Below are 19325 nucleotides of genomic sequence, written 5' to 3'. Positions count from 1 at the left end.
TTGCAGGGTCGCTTGGCAAACTTGTGCCAAGCGGCCCTTTGCTTTTCTGTAGGAGCGAGCTTGCTCGCGATGGGCGTGAACGTTAACGCGTGCTGTCTGAAAAAGTGCGGCGCCTTCAAATTCATCGCGAGCAAGCTCGCTCCTACAATTGGCGAAAACGTCATGGGGTTCTAAGACTAAGGTCGTCTGGAACCTGCCCCGCAGCCGCATAGAGTGGATACCGTTCCAACTAAATCTGTGCTGCGAGGATAAAAACAATGAACGACAGCATTTACCTCTCGATTCAAAACAGCCCGCGCTTCAAGGAGCTGGTTAGCAAGAGGGAACGATTCGCCTGGATTCTTTCGGCGATCATGCTAGGGCTTTACTCCGCATTCATCCTTTTGATTGCTTACGGGCCGCAAGTGCTGGGGACGAAAATCAATCCCGAGTCTTCGATTACCTGGGGCATACCGATTGGCGTCGGGCTGATTGTTTCGGCCTTCGTCCTGACCGGTATCTACGTACGACGTGCCAATGGCGAGTTTGACGACCTGAACAATGCGATTCTCAAGGAGGCTCAGCAATGATCCGGCGTCTACTGGCTCTATTGAGCATCGCAGCTTTTGCACCGGGCGCCTGGGCGGCTGACGCCCTGACCGGTGAAGTGCATAAACAACCTCTCAACGTCGCCGCGATCCTGATGTTCGTTGTGTTCGTGGGGGCCACCCTGTGCATTACCTACTGGGCCTCCAAACGCAACAAGTCAGCTGCCGACTACTATGCGGCGGGTGGCAAGATCACCGGGTTCCAGAACGGTCTGGCGATTGCCGGCGACTACATGTCGGCTGCCTCGTTCCTGGGGATTTCCGCGTTGGTGTTCGCTTCCGGCTATGACGGGCTGATCTATTCGATCGGCTTCCTGGTGGGCTGGCCGATCATTCTGTTCCTGATCGCCGAGCGCCTGCGTAACCTGGGCAAATACACCTTTGCCGATGTGGCGTCCTATCGCCTCGGGCAAACCCAGATCCGCACACTGTCCGCCTGCGGTTCGCTGGTGGTGGTGGCGTTCTACCTGATCGCCCAGATGGTTGGTGCCGGCAAGCTGATCCAGCTGCTGTTCGGCCTCGACTATCACGTCGCGGTGATCCTGGTGGGTGTGCTGATGTGCCTTTACGTGTTGTTCGGCGGCATGCTGGCGACCACCTGGGTGCAAATCATCAAGGCTGTCCTGCTGCTGTCCGGCGCTTCCTTCATGGCGCTGATGGTGATGAAACACGTCAACTTCGACTTCAACATCCTGTTTTCCGAGGCCATCAAGGTTCACCCTAAAGGTGAGGCGATCATGAGTCCTGGCGGTCTGGTGAAGGATCCGGTTTCGGCGTTCTCCCTCGGCCTGGCACTGATGTTCGGTACCGCTGGTCTGCCGCATATCCTGATGCGCTTCTTCACCGTGAGTGACGCGAAGGAAGCTCGCAAGAGTGTGCTGTACGCAACCGGCTTCATTGGCTACTTCTACATCCTGACCTTCATCATCGGTTTCGGCGCGATCCTGCTGGTCAGCACCAACCCGGCCTTCAAAGACGCGGCCGGCGCGTTGCTCGGTGGTAACAACATGGCGGCGGTACACCTGGCCAACGCGGTCGGTGGCAGCATTTTCCTGGGCTTCATCTCGGCGGTGGCGTTCGCGACCATTCTGGCGGTTGTTGCCGGCCTGACCCTGGCCGGTGCTTCGGCGGTGTCCCACGACCTGTATGCCAGCGTGATCAAGAAGGGCAAAGCCAACGAGAAGGATGAGATTCGTATTTCGAAGATCACCACCGTTGCCCTGGGTGTGCTGGCCATCGTTCTGGGCATTCTGTTCGAGAGCCAGAACATTGCGTTCATGGTGGGCCTGGCGTTCTCCATCGCGGCGAGCTGCAACTTCCCGGTACTGCTGCTTTCGATGTACTGGAAAAAGCTGACCACTCGCGGTGCGATGATCGGCGGCTGGATGGGCCTGATCAGTGCGGTAGGCCTGATGATCCTTGGCCCAACCATCTGGGTGCAGATCCTGCATCACGAGAAAGCCATCTTCCCGTATGAGTACCCGGCGTTGTTCTCGATGATGATCGCCTTTGTCGGGATCTGGTTCTTCTCGGTTACCGACAAGTCCACTGCGGCTGACAATGAGCGGGCGTTGTTCTTCCCGCAGTTTGTTCGTTCGCAGACTGGTTTGGGGGCGAGTGGGGCGGTTTCGCATTAAGGCTTCAAGGTTTTATATATAAGTTGCACTGACATCCAATGCCCCGGTCGAGAGATCGGGGCATTTTTGTTGGGCGATTATCGACCGGAATTTGGTGGGTGTGCCCAATTTGCTGTGGGAGCTAGTCTGTTCGCGAAGGCGGCCTGGTAGCCGACCTGTCTTTTGTTGGCTGTGTACATATCCGTTGCTGCGGTAACGGCGGCTGGCAGTTTCGCCCTTACGGCGAGTCACTTTTAACAAGCGCCTTAAAAGTAACCAAAAGCGCTCGCCCCGAACGTCCGGCCCCTCGCCAGGGCTCGGGGTTCCTTCGCTCCGGTATTCATCCGGGGGCATTGCCCTCCGGTCGGCTTCGCTTTGACCTACATGCAATGAGTTCGACTGCGTCGAACGGCGCTGCGCGCCCATCCCCGGATGAACACCTCCACTCAGCCTGCCGAGGGGGCGGGTGGATCAAGATCAAGAGCTGCAGGCGAGCTAACGCTCGGCCCTGTAGGAGCGAGCCTGCTCGCGATGGACGTCAACGATGACGCGGTCTGCCTGAATGCCCGCGTTGTCCTGGCGTTTTTCGCGAGCAAGCTCGCTCCTACAGGGAAGCGCGTTAAATTGCGATCAGGCCGGCCAGTAGGCTGCCTCGCTTTTGCTTTTGCTTTTACTTTTGATCTTCCTGCCCCCTCGAGAGGCTTCGTTCCGGTTCTGCGCAGTGGGCAACCCGGCATGGATGGCCGATGGCACTGAACGTCAGGGGCAAGAGCCCTTGGTTGCTTGGGGCTTTTCCAAGTAACCCGCTGTAAGAGCGGAACCATAAGTGGCCGTTACCTGAATAACGGATATGTTCACGATCAAAAAACGGCTGTTTGGTTGCTGAAACAGCACAAATAAAAACGGCCTCTATATAAATAGAGGCCGTTCCCAGGTACAACTCAACACGCTACAGCAAGACAGCGCTTACTTGCGGTCTTCCAGCTTGGTGATGTCACGCGACTCGTAGCCGGTGTACAGCTGGCGTGGACGGCCAATCTTGTACGGGCTGGAGAGCATTTCCTTCCAGTGGGAGATCCAGCCGACGGTCCGCGCCAGGGCGAAGATCACGGTGAACATGCTGGTTGGAATGCCGATCGCCTTGAGGATGATCCCCGAGTAGAAGTCGACGTTCGGGTACAGCGAGCGTTCGATGAAGTACGGGTCGGTCAGGGCGATCTCTTCCAGGCGCATGGCCAGTTCGAGTTGCGGATCGTTCTGGATGCCCAGTTCCTTCAATACTTCGTCGCAGGTCTGCTTCATTACTGTGGCGCGCGGGTCGCGGTTTTTGTAAACACGGTGACCGAAGCCCATCAGTTTGAACGGATCGTTCTTGTCCTTGGCCTTGGCGATGAACTTGTCGATGTTCGAAACATCGCCGATTTCATCGAGCATGGTCAGTACGGCTTCGTTTGCACCGCCGTGGGCAGGGCCCCACAGTGCAGCGATACCGGCGGCGATACAGGCGAACGGGTTGGCACCCGAAGAGCCCGCCAGGCGCACGGTGGACGTCGAGGCGTTCTGCTCGTGGTCGGCATGGAGGATGAAGATCCGGTCCATGGCCTTGGCGAGTACCGGGCTGATCGGTTTGATCTCGCACGGGGTGTTGAACATCATGTGCAGGAAATTTTCCGCGTACGACAGGTCGTTGCGCGGGTACATCATGGGTTGGCCCATGGAGTACTTGTAAACCATCGCGGCCAGGGTCGGCATCTTGGCAACCAGGCGGATCGCGGAAATTTCGCGATGCTGCGGGTTATTGATGTCCAGGGAGTCGTGGTAGAACGCCGAGAGGGCGCCGACTACGCCGCACATGACGGCCATCGGGTGGGCGTCGCGGCGGAAACCGTTGAAGAAGGTCTTCAGCTGCTCGTGAACCATGGTGTGGTTCTTCACGGTGCTGACGAACTGGGCCTTCTGTTCTGCGGTCGGCAGTTCGCCGTTGAGCAGCAGATAGCAGGTTTCCAGGTAGTCCGACTTTTCAGCCAGCTGTTCGATCGGGTAGCCGCGATGCAGCAGAATGCCGTTGTCGCCGTCGATATAGGTGATCTTCGACTCGCACGAGGCGGTCGACATGAAGCCTGGGTCAAAGGTGAAACGGCCCGTGGCCGTCAGGCCCCGAACATCGATAACATCGGGACCAACGGTGCCGGTTAAAATGGGCAGCTCGACGGGGGCTGCGCCCTCGATGATCAACTGCGCTTTTTTGTCAGCCATGTGGCCTCCTATTTATGCTTGAAATCATCAGACAGACCCCCCACGCAGGGCCCGCACCACTATAGTGAGATAAATTCGAATGTCAATTTGCCTAAAGTCTTGCTCCAGAAGGCTTTAACCGGACTTTTTCCTCGAAATTGACTGCCATTTACGCCTTTTATGTCAGTTGCGCAATCCGCTGTTTGGGTTAGGTGTTTGCGTTGTCATTAGTAGCCTAACTGTCTATACTCGGCCACCGACCGCCAGGGGCTTTTGGGCCTGCGTTATTGGGGGTCGCATCCCTGGGTGGTGGTTACCTGACCAGTGCACTCCCCAACAACTTTGCCCTGATTGTTAGGGGCTCTTCAGTGTGAAAAAAAAGCCGTGAAAAGCCAACGACCTGTAAACCTAGACCTAAGGACCATCAAACTCCCCATCACCGGCGTTACGTCGTTTCTTCACCGTGTTTCCGGCATCATCCTCTTCCTGGGCCTTGGCTTCATGCTTTATGCATTGGGCAAATCCCTGGGTTCCGAGGAAGGTTTTGCCGACGTGAAGGCAACCTTGACCAGCCCGCTGGCCAAGTTCGTAGCATGGGGCCTCCTGTCCGCTCTTCTGTATCACCTGGTAGCCGGTGTGCGCCACTTGATCATGGATATGGGCATCGGTGAGACGCTTGAAGGCGGCCGCCTGGGCTCGAAAATTATCATCGCCGTTTCCGTGGTGTTGATCGTTCTGGCAGGAGTTTGGATATGGTAACCAGCGTTACGAACCTTTCGCGTTCGGGCCTCTATGACTGGATGGCGCAACGTGTGTCTGCGGTTGTTCTCGCGGCTTATTTCATTTTTCTGATCGGATACCTCGTGGCGAACCCGGGCATTGGCTATGACCAGTGGCACGGCCTGTTCGCCCACAACGGGATGCGTATCTTCAGTCTGCTGGCCCTTGTGGCCCTGGGCGCTCACGCCTGGGTCGGCATGTGGACCATCGCGACCGACTACCTGACGCCAATGGCGCTGGGCAAGTCCGCGACTGCAGTACGTTTCCTTTTCCAGGCAGTATGCGGCGTTGCGATGTTCGCTTACTTCGTCTGGGGTGTGCAGATTCTCTGGGGTATCTGAGTCATGGCTAACATTCCAACGATTTCTTTCGACGCCATCATTATTGGTGGTGGTGGTGCCGGCATGCGCGCAGCGCTGCAACTGGCACAGGGCGGTCACAAGACTGCCGTGATCACCAAGGTTTTCCCGACCCGTTCGCACACTGTATCCGCTCAAGGCGGCATCACCTGCGCGATCGCGTCTGCTGATCCGAACGATGACTGGCGCTGGCACATGTACGATACCGTCAAGGGTTCCGACTATATCGGTGACCAGGACGCTATCGAATACATGTGTCAGGAAGGCCCGGCTGCCGTTTACGAGCTGGACCACATGGGCATGCCGTTCTCGCGTACCGAGCAAGGTCGTATCTACCAGCGTCCATTCGGCGGCCAGTCGAAGGATTACGGTAAAGGCGGGCAGGCTGCTCGTACTTGCGCCGCTTCCGACCGTACTGGTCACGCGCTGCTGCACACCCTTTATCAGGGCAACCTGAAAGCCGGTACCGTGTTCCTGAACGAGTACTACGCTGTCGATCTGGTGAAGAACGGCGAAGGCGAGTTCGTCGGTGTGATCGCGATCTGCATCGAAACCGGTGAAACCACCTACATCCGCGCGAAAGCCACCGTGCTGGCGACCGGCGGTGCGGGCCGTATCTACGCTTCGACCACCAACGCCCTGATCAACACCGGTGACGGCGTTGGCATGGCGCTGCGTGCCGGTGTGCCGGTACAAGACATTGAAATGTGGCAGTTCCACCCGACCGGTATCGCCGGTGCTGGTGTACTGGTTACAGAAGGTTGCCGTGGTGAAGGTGGATACCTGATCAACAAGCACGGCGAGCGTTTCATGGAGCGTTATGCTCCGAACGCCAAAGACCTTGCCGGTCGTGACGTTGTTGCCCGTTCGATGGTTAAAGAGATCATCGCCGGTAACGGTTGCGGTCCGAACGGCGACCACGTGATGCTCAAGCTCGACCACCTGGGCGAGGAAGTGTTGCACAGCCGTCTGCCAGGCATCTGCGAACTGTCGAAGACTTTCGCGCACGTTGACCCGGTTGTCGCTCCGGTTCCGGTTGTTCCGACCTGCCACTACATGATGGGCGGCGTTGCCACCAACATTCATGGCCAGGCGATCACCCAGGACGCCGAAGGCGTGGACAAGATCATTCCTGGTCTGTTCGCGGTAGGTGAAGTGGCTTGTGTATCGGTACACGGCGCCAACCGTCTGGGCGGCAACTCGCTGCTCGACCTGGTGGTCTTCGGCCGCGCTGCCGGCCTGCACCTGGAAAAAGCGCTGACCGACGGTATCGAATACGACGACGCCACCGACGCCGACATCAATGCGGCCCTGGCACGTCTGTCCGCTCTGAACGAGCGTACCGAAGGTGAAGACGTGGCTACCCTGCGTCGCGAGCTGCAAAGCTGCATGCAGAACTACTTCGGTGTATTCCGTACCGGCGAATACATGCAGAAGGGTATCGCCCAGCTGGCTGACCTGCGCAAGCGTATCGCCAACGTGAAGATCAACGATAAGTCGCAGGCGTTCAACACTGCACGTATCGAAGCGCTGGAACTGCAAAACCTGCTGGAAGTGGCCGAAGCTACCGCTATCGCTGCTGAAGTTCGCAAGGAGTCCCGTGGTGCTCACGCCCGTGAAGACTTCGAAGACCGTGACGACGAAAACTGGCTGTGCCACACCCTGTACTTCCCGGGTGACAAGCGCGTCACCAAGCGTGCCGTGAACTTCTCGCCGAAGACTGTTCCGACTTTCGAACCTAAAGTCCGGACTTATTAAGGGTGACCGCCATGTTGCAAGTCAGTGTTTATCGCTACAACCCTGATCAGGACGCTGCGCCGTTCATGCAGGAATTCCAGGTCGATACCGGTGGTAAAGACCTGATGGTGCTGGATGTACTGGCCCTGATCAAAGAGCAGGACGAAGGATTCTCCTATCGTCGCTCTTGCCGTGAAGGTGTTTGCGGTTCCGACGGCATGAACATCAACGGCAAAAACGGCCTGGCGTGCATCACGCCGCTGTCTGCTGTCGTAAAAGGTAACAAGTTGATCGTTCGTCCTCTGCCAGGTTTGCCGGTAATCCGTGACCTGGTCGTCGATATGAGCATCTTCTACAAGCAATACGAAAAGGTTAAGCCATACCTGCAGAACGACACGCCGGCTCCGGCCATCGAGCGCCTGCAGTCCCCTGAAGAACGTGAAAAGCTGGACGGCCTGTACGAGTGCATCCTGTGCGCTTGCTGCTCGACTTCCTGCCCGTCCTTCTGGTGGAACCCGGACAAGTTCCTGGGTCCTGCTGCCCTGCTGCAAGCGTACCGCTTCCTGGCAGACAGCCGTGACACCAAGACGTCCGAGCGTCTGGCTTCGCTGGATGACCCGTTCAGCGTATTCCGCTGCCGCGGGATCATGAACTGCGTCAACGTATGTCCGAAAGGCCTGAACCCGACTAAGGCCATCGGTCACATCCGTAACATGTTGCTCTCGAGCGGCGTGTGATTCAGCTGCTGTAACCCAGCTGTTGTAGATGTAGTACCGCTGTACCTGTAGATGCTGCGGCGCAGGCTTCAACCGGCGCCGTAGTTTTAACCTGAGCAGCAGCTTAAAAGGCTGCGGCTCTTATTTTGAAGAAATGAGACAAGCAGGGGCATCCGGGCTGGTACCCGGACTATCAGTGTGATCCTAGTGGCTTGTTTTGGTCGCTGCATTCGGACTTCTGCAAGTTTGCTCGGTGTCGACACCGATGGTGTTCCCCTAACCGAGGGTGACCAAGCATGCAAGAAAGCGTGATGCAGCGCATGTGGAACAGTGCCTACCTATCCGGTAGTAACGCTGCCTATGTGGAAGAGCTTTACGAGCTCTACCTGCACGACCCTAACGCTGTGCCAGAAGAGTGGCGCACCTACTTCCAGAAGTTGCCTGCCGACGGCAACTCTGCCACCGATGTTTCGCACTCCACAATTCGCGATCATTTCGTCTTGCTGGCAAAGAACCAGCGCCGCGCCCAACCGGTTTCCGCCGGCAGCGTGAGCAGTGAGCACGAGAAGAAGCAAGTTGAAGTGCTGCGATTGATCCAGGCCTACCGTATGCGTGGCCACCAGGCAGCCCAGCTTGACCCGCTGGGACTGTGGCAGCGTCCTGCACCTGCAGACCTGTCGATCAATCATTACGGCTTGACCAATGCCGATCTTGATACGACCTTCCGTGCCGGCGACCTGTTCATCGGCAAAGAGGAAGCGAGCCTACGCGAAATTCACGAAGCGTTGCAGCAGACATATTGCCGCACCATCGGCGCTGAATTCACGCATATCACCGATTCCGAGCAGCGCCAGTGGTTCCAGCAGCGTCTGGAAAGCGTGCGCGGTCGTCCGACGTACTCCGCCGACATCAAGAGCCACCTGCTCGAGCGCGTGACCGCCGGCGAAGGCCTGGAAAAATACCTGGGCACCAAATACCCGGGCACCAAGCGTTTCGGTCTGGAAGGCGGCGAGAGCCTGATTCCGATGCTCGACGAACTGATCCAGCGTTCCGGTTCCTACGGCACCAAGGAAATCGTCATCGGCATGGCCCACCGTGGCCGTCTGAACGTACTGGTCAATACCTTCGGCAAGAACCCGCGCGAGCTGTTCGACGAGTTCGAAGGCAAGAAGAAGGTCGAGCTGGGTTCCGGTGACGTGAAATACCACCAGGGCTTCTCGTCCAACGTGATGACCACCGGCGGTGAAGTTCACCTGGCCATGGCGTTCAACCCTTCCCACCTGGAAATCGTATCCCCGGTGGTCGAGGGTTCGGTTCGCGCCCGTCAGGACCGTCGTAACGACCCGACCGGCGAGAAGGTTCTGCCGATCTCCATCCACGGTGACGCTGCATTCGCAGGTCAGGGCGTGGTCATGGAAACCTTCCAGATGTCGCAGACCCGCGGTTTCAAGACCGGCGGTACCGTGCACATCGTGATCAACAACCAGGTCGGTTTCACCATCAGCAACCCGCTGGACTCGCGTTCCACCGAGTACGCGACCGACGTTGCGAAAATGATCCAGGCGCCGATCCTCCATGTGAATGGTGATGATCCGGAAGCCGTATTGTTCGTGACCCAGCTGGCCATCGACTACCGCATGCAGTTCAAGCGTGACGTGGTGATCGACCTGGTCTGCTACCGTCGTCGCGGCCACAACGAGGCCGACGAGCCAAGCGGCACCCAGCCTCTGATGTATCAGCAGATCACCAAGCAGCGCACCACCCGTGAGCTGTATGCCGATCGTCTGACCCAGGGCGGTGTGCTGGACGCAGAGCGTGTTCAGGCGAAAGTCGACGAATACCGCAACGCGCTGGACAACGGTCTGCACGTGGTGAAAAGCCTGGTCAAGGAACCGAACAAAGAGTTGTTCGTGGACTGGCGTCCATACCTGGGCCACGCCTGGACCGCGCGTCACGACACTCGCTTCGACCTCAAGACCTTGCAGGAACTGTCCGCCAAGCTGCTGGAAATCCCGGAAGGCTTCGTGGTTCAGCGACAGGTTGCGAAGATCTACGAAGACCGCCAGAAGATGCAAGCCGGCGGCCTGCCGATCAACTGGGGTTACGCCGAAACCATGGCGTACGCGACCCTGGCGTTCGAAGGTCACCCGATTCGCATGACTGGCCAGGACATCGGCCGCGGTACGTTCTCGCACCGTCATGCTGTCCTGCACAACCAGAAAGACGCGGGTACCTACATCCCGCTGCAGAACCTGTACGACGGTCAGCCGCGTTTTGACCTGTACGACTCGTTCCTGTCCGAAGAAGCGGTGTTGGCGTTCGAGTACGGCTACTCGACCACCACGCCGAATGCCCTGGTTATCTGGGAAGCCCAGTTCGGCGACTTCGCCAACGGCGCCCAGGTGGTTATCGACCAGTTCATCACCAGTGGCGAGCACAAGTGGGGCCGTCTGTGCGGTCTGACCATGCTGCTGCCGCACGGTTATGAAGGTCAGGGTCCGGAGCACTCCTCGGCTCGTCTGGAGCGTTACCTGCAGCTGTGCGCCGAGCACAACATTCAGGTGTGCATGCCGACGACGCCGGCTCAGATCTACCACTTGCTGCGCCGTCAGGTGATTCGCCCGCTGCGCAAGCCTCTGGTAGTCCTGACTCCGAAGTCGCTGCTGCGCCACAAGCTGGCCATCTCGACGCTGGAAGATCTGGCCGAAGGTTCGTTCCAGACCGTTATCCCGGAAATCGATGCCCTGGACCCGAAAAAGGTCGAGCGCGTTGTTCTGTGTAGCGGCAAGGTCTACTACGACCTGCTGGAAAAACGCCGTGCCGAAGGCCGTGACGACATCGCCATCGTGCGTATCGAGCAGCTGTACCCGTTCCCTGAGGACGACTTGAAAGAAGTCCTGGCGCCTTACACCAACGCCAAGTATGCCGTCTGGTGCCAGGAAGAGCCGATGAACCAGGGTGCCTGGTACTGCAGCCAACACCACTTGCGTCGCAGCGTCGCCAACCTCAACAAGTCTCTCGTACTCGAGTACGCGGGCCGTGAGGCTTCTGCTGCACCTGCATGCGGTTACGCATCGATGCACGCCGAGCAGCAGGAACAACTGCTGCAACACGCCTTTACTGTTTAACGCCTTCGCGCACCTGAAACCGAATTTAAGGAACCACAGATAATGGCTATCGAGATCAAAGCCCCCACTTTCCCGGAATCGGTTGCCGATGGCACCGTTGCCACCTGGCACAAACAACCGGGCGACGCGGTCAAGCGCGACGAACTGATCGTCGACATCGAAACCGACAAAGTCGTGCTGGAAGTGCTGGCTACCGCTGACGGCGTGCTGGGCGCAATCGTCAAGAACGAAGGCGACACCGTTCTGTCCGACGAAGTCCTCGGCTCCATCGTTGAAGGCGGCGCTGCTGCCGCCGCTCCGGCTGCCGCTGCTGCTCCGGCCGCAGCTGCCGCTGCTCCAGCCGCTGGCGCTGACGAAGACGCTATCGCAGCTCCAGCTGCTCGCAAGCTGGCCGAAGAAAACGGCATCAACCTGGCGTCCGTCAAAGGCACCGGCAAAGACGGTCGTGTAACTAAGGAAGACGTGGTTGCCGCTGTCGAAGCCAAGAAAGCCGCTCCTGCTGCCGCACCTGCCAAGGCTGCTGCCCCGGCTGCCGCTGCTCCTGTGTTCGCCGCTGGCGACCGCATCGAGAAGCGCGTACCGATGACCCGCGTGCGTGCCACGGTTGCCAAGCGTCTGGTTGAAGCTCAGTCGAACATGGCGATGCTGACCACTTTCAACGAAGTCGACATGACCGAAGTCATGGCGCTGCGTTCGAAGTACAAGGACCTGTTCGAGAAGTCCCACAACGGCGTACGCCTGGGCTTCATGTCGTTCTTCGTGAAAGCAGCCACCGAAGCGCTGAAACGCTTCCCGGCTGTCAACGCCTCGATCGACGGCGGCGACATCGTTTACCACGGCTACGCTGACGTCGGCGTTGCAGTTTCCAGCGATCGCGGCCTGGTTGTACCGGTCCTGCGTAACGCCGAACTGATGAGCCTGGCTGAAATCGAAGGCGGCATCGCCACCTTCGGCAAGAAAGCCCGCGACGGCAAACTGTCGATGGACGAAATGACCGGTGGTACGTTCACCATCACCAACGGCGGTACCTTCGGCTCGATGATGTCGACCCCGATCGTCAACCCGCCACAAGCAGCCATCCTGGGCATGCACAACATCATCCAGCGTCCTATGGCCATCAACGGTCAGGTCGTTATCCGTCCGATGATGTACCTGGCACTGTCCTACGATCACCGTCTGATCGATGGCAAAGAAGCTGTAACCTTCCTGGTGACCATCAAGAACCTGCTGGAAGATCCGGCTCGTCTGTTGCTGGATATCTGATAGAAGCAGCCATGAGCTGCAAGACCAGGCTGTCGGAAAACCCGCAGCCTGGCTTGCCGCTCGCGGCTTGAAGCTTTTCGCTAAAGAGGATTTTTTGAATGTCGCAGAAATTTGACGTAGTAGTGATCGGTGCGGGCCCTGGCGGTTACGTCGCTGCCATCAAGGCCGCGCAGTTGGGTCTCTCCACTGCCTGCATCGAGAAGTACACCGACAAGGAAGGCAAACTGGCTCTGGGCGGTACTTGCCTGAACGTCGGCTGCATTCCATCCAAGGCCCTGCTGGACAGCTCGTGGAAATTCCACGAAGCCCAGGACGGTTTCGCGATCCACGGTATCAATCACGCTGGCGTGACCATGGACGTGCCAGCGATGGTCGGCCGTAAAGCCAACATCGTCAAAGGCCTGACCTCCGGCGTTGCGACCCTGTTCAAAGCCAACGGTGTGACCTCCATCCAGGGTCACGGCAAGCTGCTGGCCGGCAAGAAAGTCGAAGTCACCAAGCCTGATGGCTCGGTTGAAGTCATCGAAGCCGAAAACGTCATCCTGGCTCCAGGTTCGCGTCCGATCGACATTCCGCCAGCTCCGGTTGACCAGAATGTGATCGTCGACTCCACCGGCGCCCTGGAATTCCAATCCGTACCCAAGCGTCTGGGTGTGATCGGCGCTGGCGTGATCGGTCTGGAACTGGGTTCGGTCTGGTCGCGTCTGGGTGCAGAAGTGACTGTCCTGGAAGCCCTGGACACCTTCCTGATGGCAGCGGACACCGCTGTTTCCAAGGAAGCGCTGAAAACCCTGACCAAGCAGGGTCTGGACATCAAGCTGGGCGCTCGCGTAACCGGTTCCAAAGTGAACGGCGACGAAGTCGTGGTGAACTACACCGATACCAACGGCGAACAGAACATCACTTTCGACAAGCTGATCGTAGCCGTTGGTCGCCGTCCGGTGACCACTGATCTGCTGGCTGCCGACTGCGGCGTGACCCTGGACGAGCGCGGTTTCGTGCACGTTGACGATCACTGCGCCACCACCGTACCGGGCGTCTACGCTATCGGCGACGTGGTTCGCGGCATGATGCTGGCGCACAAGGCCTCGGAAGAGGGCATCATGGTTGTCGAGCGCATCAAGGGCCACAAGGCCCAGATGAACTATGACCTGATCCCTTCGGTTATTTATACTCACCCGGAAATCGCATGGGTCGGTAAAACCGAGCAGGCCTTGAAAGCTGAAGGCGTTGAAGTTAACGTCGGCACCTTCCCGTTCGCAGCCTCTGGCCGTGCCATGGCTGCCAACGACACCGGTGGTTTCGTCAAGGTCATCGCAGATGCCAAGACAGACCGCGTTCTGGGCGTCCACGTGATTGGCCCAAGCGCTGCAGAACTGGTTCAGCAGGGCGCGATCGGTATGGAATTCGGCACCAGCGCTGAAGACCTGGGCATGATGGTTTTCTCCCATCCGACCCTGTCTGAAGCCTTGCACGAAGCTGCTTTGGCAGTGAATGGCGGCGCCATCCACATCGCCAACCGCAAGAAGCGTTAAGACAATAAGAAACCACGGCGGAATGGCCCGTCGTGAGCCTTGCATGCAAGACTCACCGCGGAATATCCGCTGGACGCAGTCTTGCATGGCTGCACCGGGTATCCGGAAAGGCCATGCAAGCAGCAGTCACAGGTGGTGCGGCACTTGAATGAGTGCAGCACCGAATGCGCAGTACCTAACGAAGACGGTAATAAGCATGAATCTTCACGAGTATCAGGGTAAGCAGCTGTTCGCTGAGTACGGCCTGCCAGTTTCCACCGGTTACGCGGTAGACACCCCGGAAGCAGCAGCAGAAGCTTGCGACAAAATCGGCGGCAGCGAGTGGGTTGTCAAAGCCCAGGTCCACGCCGGTGGTCGCGGTAAAGCGGGCGGCGTCAAGCTGGTTCGCAACAAAGAAGACGCCAAAGCCTTCGCACAGCAGTGGCTGGGCAAGCGTCTGGTGACTTACCAGACTGACGCCAATGGTCAGCCAGTCACCAAGATCCTGGTTGAATCGTGCACTGATATCGCTAAAGAGCTGTACCTGGGCGCTGTCGTTGACCGTTCGAGCCGTCGCATCGTGTTCATGGCTTCCACCGAAGGTGGCGTGGACATCGAGAAAATCGCTCACGACACTCCAGAAAAAATTCTGAAAGCCACTATCGATCCACTGGTTGGCGCTCAGCCATTCCAGGGTCGCGAGCTGGCATTCCAGCTGGGTCTGGAAGGCAAGCAAGTTGCCCAGTTCGCCAAGATCTTCGTAGGTCTGGCCAAACTGTTCCAGGATCACGATCTGGCCCTGCTGGAAGTGAACCCGCTGGTGATCAAGGCTGACGGCGATCTGCACTGCCTGGACGCCAAGATCAACATCGACGCCAACGCCATGTACCGTCAGCCTAAGCTGAAGACTTTCCACGATCCGTCGCAAGACGATCCGCGCGAAGCGCACGCTGCCAAGTTCGAACTGAACTACGTAGCGCTGGAAGGCAACATCGGTTGCATGGTCAACGGTGCTGGCCTGGCCATGGGTACCATGGACATCGTCAACCTGCATGGCGGCAAGCCAGCCAACTTCCTCGACGTGGGCGGCGGTGCTACCAAAGAACGCGTTACCGAAGCGTTCAAGATCATCCTGTCCGACACTAACGTCGCTGCAGTACTGGTCAACATCTTCGGCGGCATCGTTCGTTGCGACATGATTGCCGAAGGCATCATCGGTGCAGTGAAAGAAGTCGGCGTGAAAATCCCGGTTGTTGTTCGCCTTGAAGGCAACAACGCTGAGCTGGGCGCTAAAGTACTGGCAGAAAGCGGTTTGAACATCATCGCTGCTACCAGCCTGACCGACGCTGCTCAACAAGTTGTCAAAGCTGCGGAGGGCAAATAATGAGCGTCCTGATCAATAAAGACACCAAAGTTATCTGCCAGGGTATTACCGGTTCGCAAGGTAGTTTCCACACCCAGCAAGCCATCGAGTACGGCACCAAGATGGTTGGTGGTGTAACTCCTGGTAAAGGCGGCACCGAACACCTGGGCCTGCCAGTGTTCAACACCGTGAAAGACGCTGTAGCTGCCACTGGCGCCACCGCCAGCGTGATCTACGTTCCGGCTCCTTTCTGCAAAGACTCGATCCTGGAAGCTGCCTTCGGCGGCATCAAGCTGATCGTGTGCATCACCGAAGGCATTCCTACCCTGGACATGCTGGACGCTAAAGTTAAGTGCGACGAGCTGGGTGTTACCCTGATCGGCCCTAACTGCCCAGGCGTGATCACTCCAGGCGAATGCAAGATCGGCATCATGCCGGGTCACATTCACTTGCCAGGCAAGGTCGGTATCGTTTCCCGTTCCGGCACCCTGACTTACGAAGCTGTGAAGCAGACTACTGACGCCGGTTTCGGTCAGTCGACTTGCGTCGGCATCGGTGGTGACCCGATCCCGGGTTCGAACTTCATCGACATCCTGAAGCTGTTCCAGGAAGACCCGAAGACCGAAGCGATCGTGATGATCGGTGAGATCGGCGGTTCGGCTGAAGAAGAAGCGGCTGCCTACATCAAGGCACACGTGACCAAGCCGGTTGTTTCCTACATCGCTGGTGTGACTGCTCCTCCGGGCAAGCGCATGGGCCATGCTGGCGCAATCATCTCTGGCGGCAAAGGCACTGCAGACGAGAAATTCGCTGCTCTGCAAGACGCAGGCGTTAAAACCGTGCGTTCGCTGGCAGACATCGGCAAGGCCCTGGCCGAGCTGACTGGTTGGGCTGTCAAGTAAGCCACGCGCTTAGCTGACGCTATACCAAACAAAGGCCACCTTCGGGTGGCCTTTGTGCATCTGTAGGAGCGAGCTTGCTCGCGATGGGCGTTAACGATTACGCGGGAAGCGGGTTGTCCTCGCGTTCATCGCGAGCAAGCTTGCTCCTACAGAAGATCCACCTTTAGATACGTAAACGCGACACAAATGTGTCGCGTATCGGATAGTTCGCCCTGCAATAGTGCGTTTATCGGCCAAATTCGTTAGGCTACGCGCCATTTTTTGCGTCCGCGGCCCACAAGGCAGCAACGCGCTAAAAGGGTCGGTCTTATACGGACTGACAGCATTTCCCTCACCCATAGGGAAATCCCTCTCTAAATTCCGATTCAGTAGTGTGGTATTTCCTTAATGAAAGTGTTGAAAGGCCAGGACATCCTGGCACTTGGTTTTATGACGTTTGCCCTGTTCGTCGGGGCGGGCAACATCATCTTCCCGCCTATCGTCGGTTTGCAGTCCGGGCCTAATGTCTGGATGGCGGCGCTGGGTTTCCTGGTCACCGCGGTCGGTCTGCCGGTGATTACCGTTGTGGCCCTGGCCAAGGTCGGTGGTGCAATGGATGCGTTGAGCAGCCCGATCGGTAAAATCGCCGGCGGCCTGTTGGCGGCGGCGTGCTACCTGGCCGTAGGCCCGCTGTTCGCAACGCCACGTACCGCGACGGTATCGTTCGAAGTGGGCCTGGCGCCGCTGACCGGCGAGAGCCCGCTGGCGTTGTTCCTGTACAGCTCGGTCTACTTCCTGCTGGTGTTCTTCATCTCGCTGTATCCAGGTCGTTTGCTGGATACCGTAGGGCGCTTCCTCGCGCCGCTGAAGATCATCGCCCTGGCGGTGCTGGGCATTGCAGCATTCGCCCTGCCGGCCGGTGACATTGGCCAGGCGACGCCGGAATACGTGGCGGCGCCGTTTTCCCAGGGCTTCATCAACGGTTACCTGACCATGGATACCCTGGGTGCCCTGGTGTTCGGCATCGTCATCGTCAACGCCATCCGTTCCCGCGGCGTCGAGTCGCCAGCGCTGATCACCCGCTACGCGATCATCGCCGGTCTGATTGCCGGTGTGGGCCTGGCGCTGGTGTATGTCAGCCTGTTCCGTCTCGGTTCGGGCAGCCATGAAGTGGCCGCAGGCGCTACCAATGGCGCGGCGGTACTGCACGCTTACGTGCAGCACACCTTCGGTTCGCTGGGCAGTGGTTTCCTCGCCGTGTTGATTTCGCTGGCGTGCCTGGTGACCGCGGTCGGCCTGACCTGTGCCTGCGCCGAGTACTTCAGCCGAGTGCTGCCACTGTCCTACAAGACGCTGGTCATCATCCTTGCTGCATTCTCCCTGCTGGTGTCCAACCTGGGCCTGACCAAGCTGATTGCGTTCTCGATCCCGGTACTGACCGCGATCTACCCGCCGTGCATCGCCCTGGTGGCCCTGAGCTTCTGCAAGGACTTCTGGCACGAGCAGGGTCGCATTGTCGGTCCGGTCATGCTGGTATCGTTCATCTTCGGTCTGATTGATGCCCTCAAGGGTGCCGGTCTGGCGGACTGGATGCCGACTCAGATGTCCCACTTGCCGCTGAGTGAGCAAGGTCTGGCGTGGTTGGTGCCGTCGGTAATGACTCTGGTGGTCGCCGTGGTTTGCGATCGCCTGCTGGGCAAGCGCGCCGAAGCCTTGGCTTAAGTCGCTCCACGGCCCGCCACAAGCGGGTTTCGAGCAGAAACGGAAATGCCCCGTATCAATCGATACGGGGCATTTTTTATGGGCGTGATGCAGTGTCTTTTTCCTTGCGCTAACGTCGAAGCACTGCCGAATCGATTGTAGGAGCGAGCTTGCTCGCGAAGAGCCTGAGAACACCGCGGGGCATCAGCTTCCCTGCGTTATCGTGGACGACCATCGCGAGCAAGCTCGCTCCTACAGGGTTTACGTACACCGCAAACACATCACAAGGAACCGCATGTCGTTCATCCAAGCCAACCTGATCCACATTCTTGCCGCCATCTGGTTCGTTACCTGCTGGGGCGGGTATACCCGCTATGCCACCTGGAAAGGCCGTGACACTGCGTGTCTGGCCAGTGTGCTGCACCTGTATCGTGAGGACTGGATGCGCCGCATGCTGCTGCGTGACAACCGCATCGCCGATGCCAGCGTGATCGGCAATCTGGAGCGCAATGCTTCGTTCTTCGCCTCCAGTACACTGATTATCCTGGCCGGCATTCTCACCGTGTTGGGGGCTTCGGAGCGGGCGGTATCGTTGCTGGCGGATATCCCGATGGTGCAACAGGCGTCCCAGGGCATGTCGGAAATCAAGTTGCTGTGCCTGGCGCTGGTGTTTGTCTATGCGTTCTTCACCTTCAGCTGGTGCATGCGCCAATACAACTTTGCGGCGGTTCTGGTGGGGTCGGCACCGATGGTCGGCGAACGCCATGTGTCGGAGCAAGAGCGAAAGGCGTTTGCCTCCCGCGCGGCCCGCGTCATCTCCATGGCCGCCAACCAGTTCAACTTCGGGCTGCGTTCCTACTACTTCGGCATGACCATGCTGGCCTGGTTTGTCAGCCCATGGTTATTCATGTTGATGAGTGCCGGTGTCGTGTTTGTGTTGTACCGCCGCGAGTTTCATTCCGACGTTCTCGATGTGATGGTCTATACCCCTACAGAGGCGCCGTTGCCGGAGGTAATCAAAGAGGCAGCTTGATGAGTATTCCATTCTGGTGCGTGTTTATCAGTGCGGTGTTGATCTACCTGGCGCGAATCCCCGTTACCAGCGCCATGAAAGAGCAGGGCGGCTACGATAACCACCTGCCGCGCCAGCAGCAGTTGCAACTCACAGGCCTGGGTGCCCGGGCAGTAGCCGCGCATCAGAATAGTTTCGAAGCGTTCATTTTGTTCGCGGTGGGTGTGTTGATGGCGCATACCACGCAGACGGCGGGATGGCTGATCGACTGTCTGGCGATCATCTTTGTGGTCTCGCGGGTTATTTACCTGGTGTGTTACTGGAAGGACCTGGCCTGGCAACGCAGTATGGTTTGGCTGGTGGGATTAATCTGTTCGCTGTTGTTGATGATGAGTCCGACTTTTCGAACGATTTTGCTCTAACCGCTTTTTTC

General features: G+C 58.2%; 15 protein-coding genes. 14 read left to right on the top strand and 1 reads right to left on the bottom strand.

Annotated features, from left to right (window positions below; genetic code table 11):
- The first annotated feature begins 257 nt into the window (after positions 1–257).
- Together RS887_RS02895 and RS887_RS02890 are read left to right on the top strand one after the other, a co-directional pair.
- A complete protein-coding gene (locus RS887_RS02895) occupies positions 258–569 on the top strand; it encodes a DUF485 domain-containing protein (protein ID WP_322614314.1) in 312 nt (103 codons plus the stop codon).
- A complete protein-coding gene (locus RS887_RS02890; protein WP_322614313.1) occupies positions 566–2224 on the top strand; it encodes a cation acetate symporter in 1659 nt (552 codons plus the stop codon). The genes RS887_RS02895 and RS887_RS02890 overlap by 4 nt, the downstream gene beginning before the upstream one ends.
- A gap of 945 nt (positions 2225–3169) precedes the next feature.
- Here the strand turns inward: RS887_RS02890 and gltA are convergent.
- The gene (gene gltA, locus RS887_RS02885; RefSeq protein ID WP_007977501.1) at positions 3170–4459 is read right to left on the bottom strand and encodes a citrate synthase; all 1290 of its coding nucleotides are present in this window, start codon (positions 4457–4459) and stop codon (positions 3170–3172) included.
- A 363-nt stretch (positions 4460–4822) separates the two neighbouring features.
- Between gltA and sdhC the strand changes: the two genes are divergently transcribed.
- From sdhC to RS887_RS02820, 12 genes are all read left to right on the top strand, one after another.
- Positions 4823–5197 carry a succinate dehydrogenase, cytochrome b556 subunit gene (sdhC, locus tag RS887_RS02880; RefSeq protein ID WP_033052382.1) on the top strand — a complete coding sequence of 125 codons (375 nt, stop codon included), beginning with the start codon at positions 4823–4825 and terminating at the stop codon, positions 5195–5197.
- Positions 5191–5559 carry a succinate dehydrogenase, hydrophobic membrane anchor protein gene (gene sdhD / locus RS887_RS02875; protein ID WP_007959040.1) on the top strand — a complete coding sequence of 123 codons (369 nt, stop codon included), beginning with the start codon at positions 5191–5193 and terminating at the stop codon, positions 5557–5559. Before sdhC ends, sdhD begins: the two co-directional genes overlap by 7 nt.
- A gap of 3 nt (positions 5560–5562) precedes the next feature.
- Positions 5563–7335, top strand: a complete 1773-nt coding sequence (gene sdhA, locus RS887_RS02870) for a succinate dehydrogenase flavoprotein subunit (protein ID WP_322614312.1) — start codon at positions 5563–5565, stop codon at positions 7333–7335.
- 11 nt (positions 7336–7346) lie between these two features.
- Positions 7347–8051: a succinate dehydrogenase iron-sulfur subunit gene (locus tag RS887_RS02865; protein WP_003223007.1), complete on the top strand. Its 705-nt coding sequence runs from the start codon at positions 7347–7349 to the stop codon at positions 8049–8051.
- A gap of 275 nt (positions 8052–8326) precedes the next feature.
- Positions 8327–11158: a 2-oxoglutarate dehydrogenase E1 component gene (locus RS887_RS02860; RefSeq protein ID WP_322614311.1), complete on the top strand. Its 2832-nt coding sequence runs from the start codon at positions 8327–8329 to the stop codon at positions 11156–11158.
- 42 nt (positions 11159–11200) lie between these two features.
- A complete protein-coding gene (gene odhB / locus RS887_RS02855) occupies positions 11201–12421 on the top strand; it encodes a 2-oxoglutarate dehydrogenase complex dihydrolipoyllysine-residue succinyltransferase (RefSeq protein WP_007977514.1) in 1221 nt (406 codons plus the stop codon).
- A gap of 98 nt (positions 12422–12519) precedes the next feature.
- Entirely contained in the window at positions 12520–13956 is a 1437-nt protein-coding gene (gene lpdA / locus RS887_RS02850; protein WP_322614310.1) for a dihydrolipoyl dehydrogenase, read from the top strand.
- A 196-nt stretch (positions 13957–14152) separates the two neighbouring features.
- Positions 14153–15319, top strand: coding sequence for an ADP-forming succinate--CoA ligase subunit beta (gene sucC / locus RS887_RS02845; RefSeq protein WP_003223015.1), 1167 nt, complete (start codon positions 14153–14155; stop codon positions 15317–15319).
- Positions 15319–16200: a succinate--CoA ligase subunit alpha gene (gene sucD / locus RS887_RS02840; protein WP_003223019.1), complete on the top strand. Its 882-nt coding sequence runs from the start codon at positions 15319–15321 to the stop codon at positions 16198–16200. Before sucC ends, sucD begins: the two co-directional genes overlap by 1 nt.
- 387 nt (positions 16201–16587) lie before the next feature.
- The gene (brnQ, locus tag RS887_RS02835) at positions 16588–17901 is read left to right on the top strand and encodes a branched-chain amino acid transport system II carrier protein (protein WP_322614309.1); all 1314 of its coding nucleotides are present in this window, start codon (positions 16588–16590) and stop codon (positions 17899–17901) included.
- 274 nt (positions 17902–18175) lie between these two features.
- Positions 18176–18913, top strand: a complete 738-nt coding sequence (locus RS887_RS02825; protein ID WP_111282786.1) for a DUF599 domain-containing protein — start codon at positions 18176–18178, stop codon at positions 18911–18913.
- Complete coding sequence (locus RS887_RS02820; RefSeq protein WP_322614308.1) at positions 18913–19314, top strand: MAPEG family protein; 402 nt, start codon at positions 18913–18915, stop codon at positions 19312–19314. Before RS887_RS02825 ends, RS887_RS02820 begins: the two co-directional genes overlap by 1 nt.
- The last annotated feature ends 11 nt before the right edge of the window (positions 19315–19325 follow it).

This window comes from Pseudomonas sp. BIC9C (genome assembly GCF_034541995.1).
GTDB lineage: Bacteria > Pseudomonadota > Gammaproteobacteria > Pseudomonadales > Pseudomonadaceae > Aquipseudomonas > Aquipseudomonas fluorescens_CC.
This window is presented reverse-complemented; position numbering and strand designations above follow the sequence as displayed.

Bases quoted from the DNA above. Each gene is read 5' to 3' on its own strand.
- RS887_RS02825 (WP_111282786.1), top strand. From the start codon at position 18,176: ATGTCGTTCATCCAAGCCAACCTGATCCACATTCTTGCCGCCATCTGG.
- odhB (WP_007977514.1), top strand. From the start codon at position 11,201: ATGGCTATCGAGATCAAAGCCCCCACTTTCCCGGAATCGGTTGCCGAT.
- brnQ (WP_322614309.1), top strand. From the start codon at position 16,588: ATGAAAGTGTTGAAAGGCCAGGACATCCTGGCACTTGGTTTTATGACG.
- RS887_RS02865 (WP_003223007.1), top strand. From the start codon at position 7,347: ATGTTGCAAGTCAGTGTTTATCGCTACAACCCTGATCAGGACGCTGCG.
- sdhD (WP_007959040.1), top strand. From the start codon at position 5,191: ATGGTAACCAGCGTTACGAACCTTTCGCGTTCGGGCCTCTATGACTGG.
- RS887_RS02890 (WP_322614313.1), top strand. From the start codon at position 566: ATGATCCGGCGTCTACTGGCTCTATTGAGCATCGCAGCTTTTGCACCG.
- lpdA (WP_322614310.1), top strand. From the start codon at position 12,520: ATGTCGCAGAAATTTGACGTAGTAGTGATCGGTGCGGGCCCTGGCGGT.
- sucD (WP_003223019.1), top strand. From the start codon at position 15,319: ATGAGCGTCCTGATCAATAAAGACACCAAAGTTATCTGCCAGGGTATT.
- RS887_RS02860 (WP_322614311.1), top strand. From the start codon at position 8,327: ATGCAAGAAAGCGTGATGCAGCGCATGTGGAACAGTGCCTACCTATCC.
- sucC (WP_003223015.1), top strand. From the start codon at position 14,153: ATGAATCTTCACGAGTATCAGGGTAAGCAGCTGTTCGCTGAGTACGGC.
- sdhA (WP_322614312.1), top strand. From the start codon at position 5,563: ATGGCTAACATTCCAACGATTTCTTTCGACGCCATCATTATTGGTGGT.
- RS887_RS02820 (WP_322614308.1), top strand. From the start codon at position 18,913: ATGAGTATTCCATTCTGGTGCGTGTTTATCAGTGCGGTGTTGATCTAC.
- RS887_RS02895 (WP_322614314.1), top strand. From the start codon at position 258: ATGAACGACAGCATTTACCTCTCGATTCAAAACAGCCCGCGCTTCAAG.
- gltA (WP_007977501.1), bottom strand. From the start codon at position 4,459: ATGGCTGACAAAAAAGCGCAGTTGATCATCGAGGGCGCAGCCCCCGTC.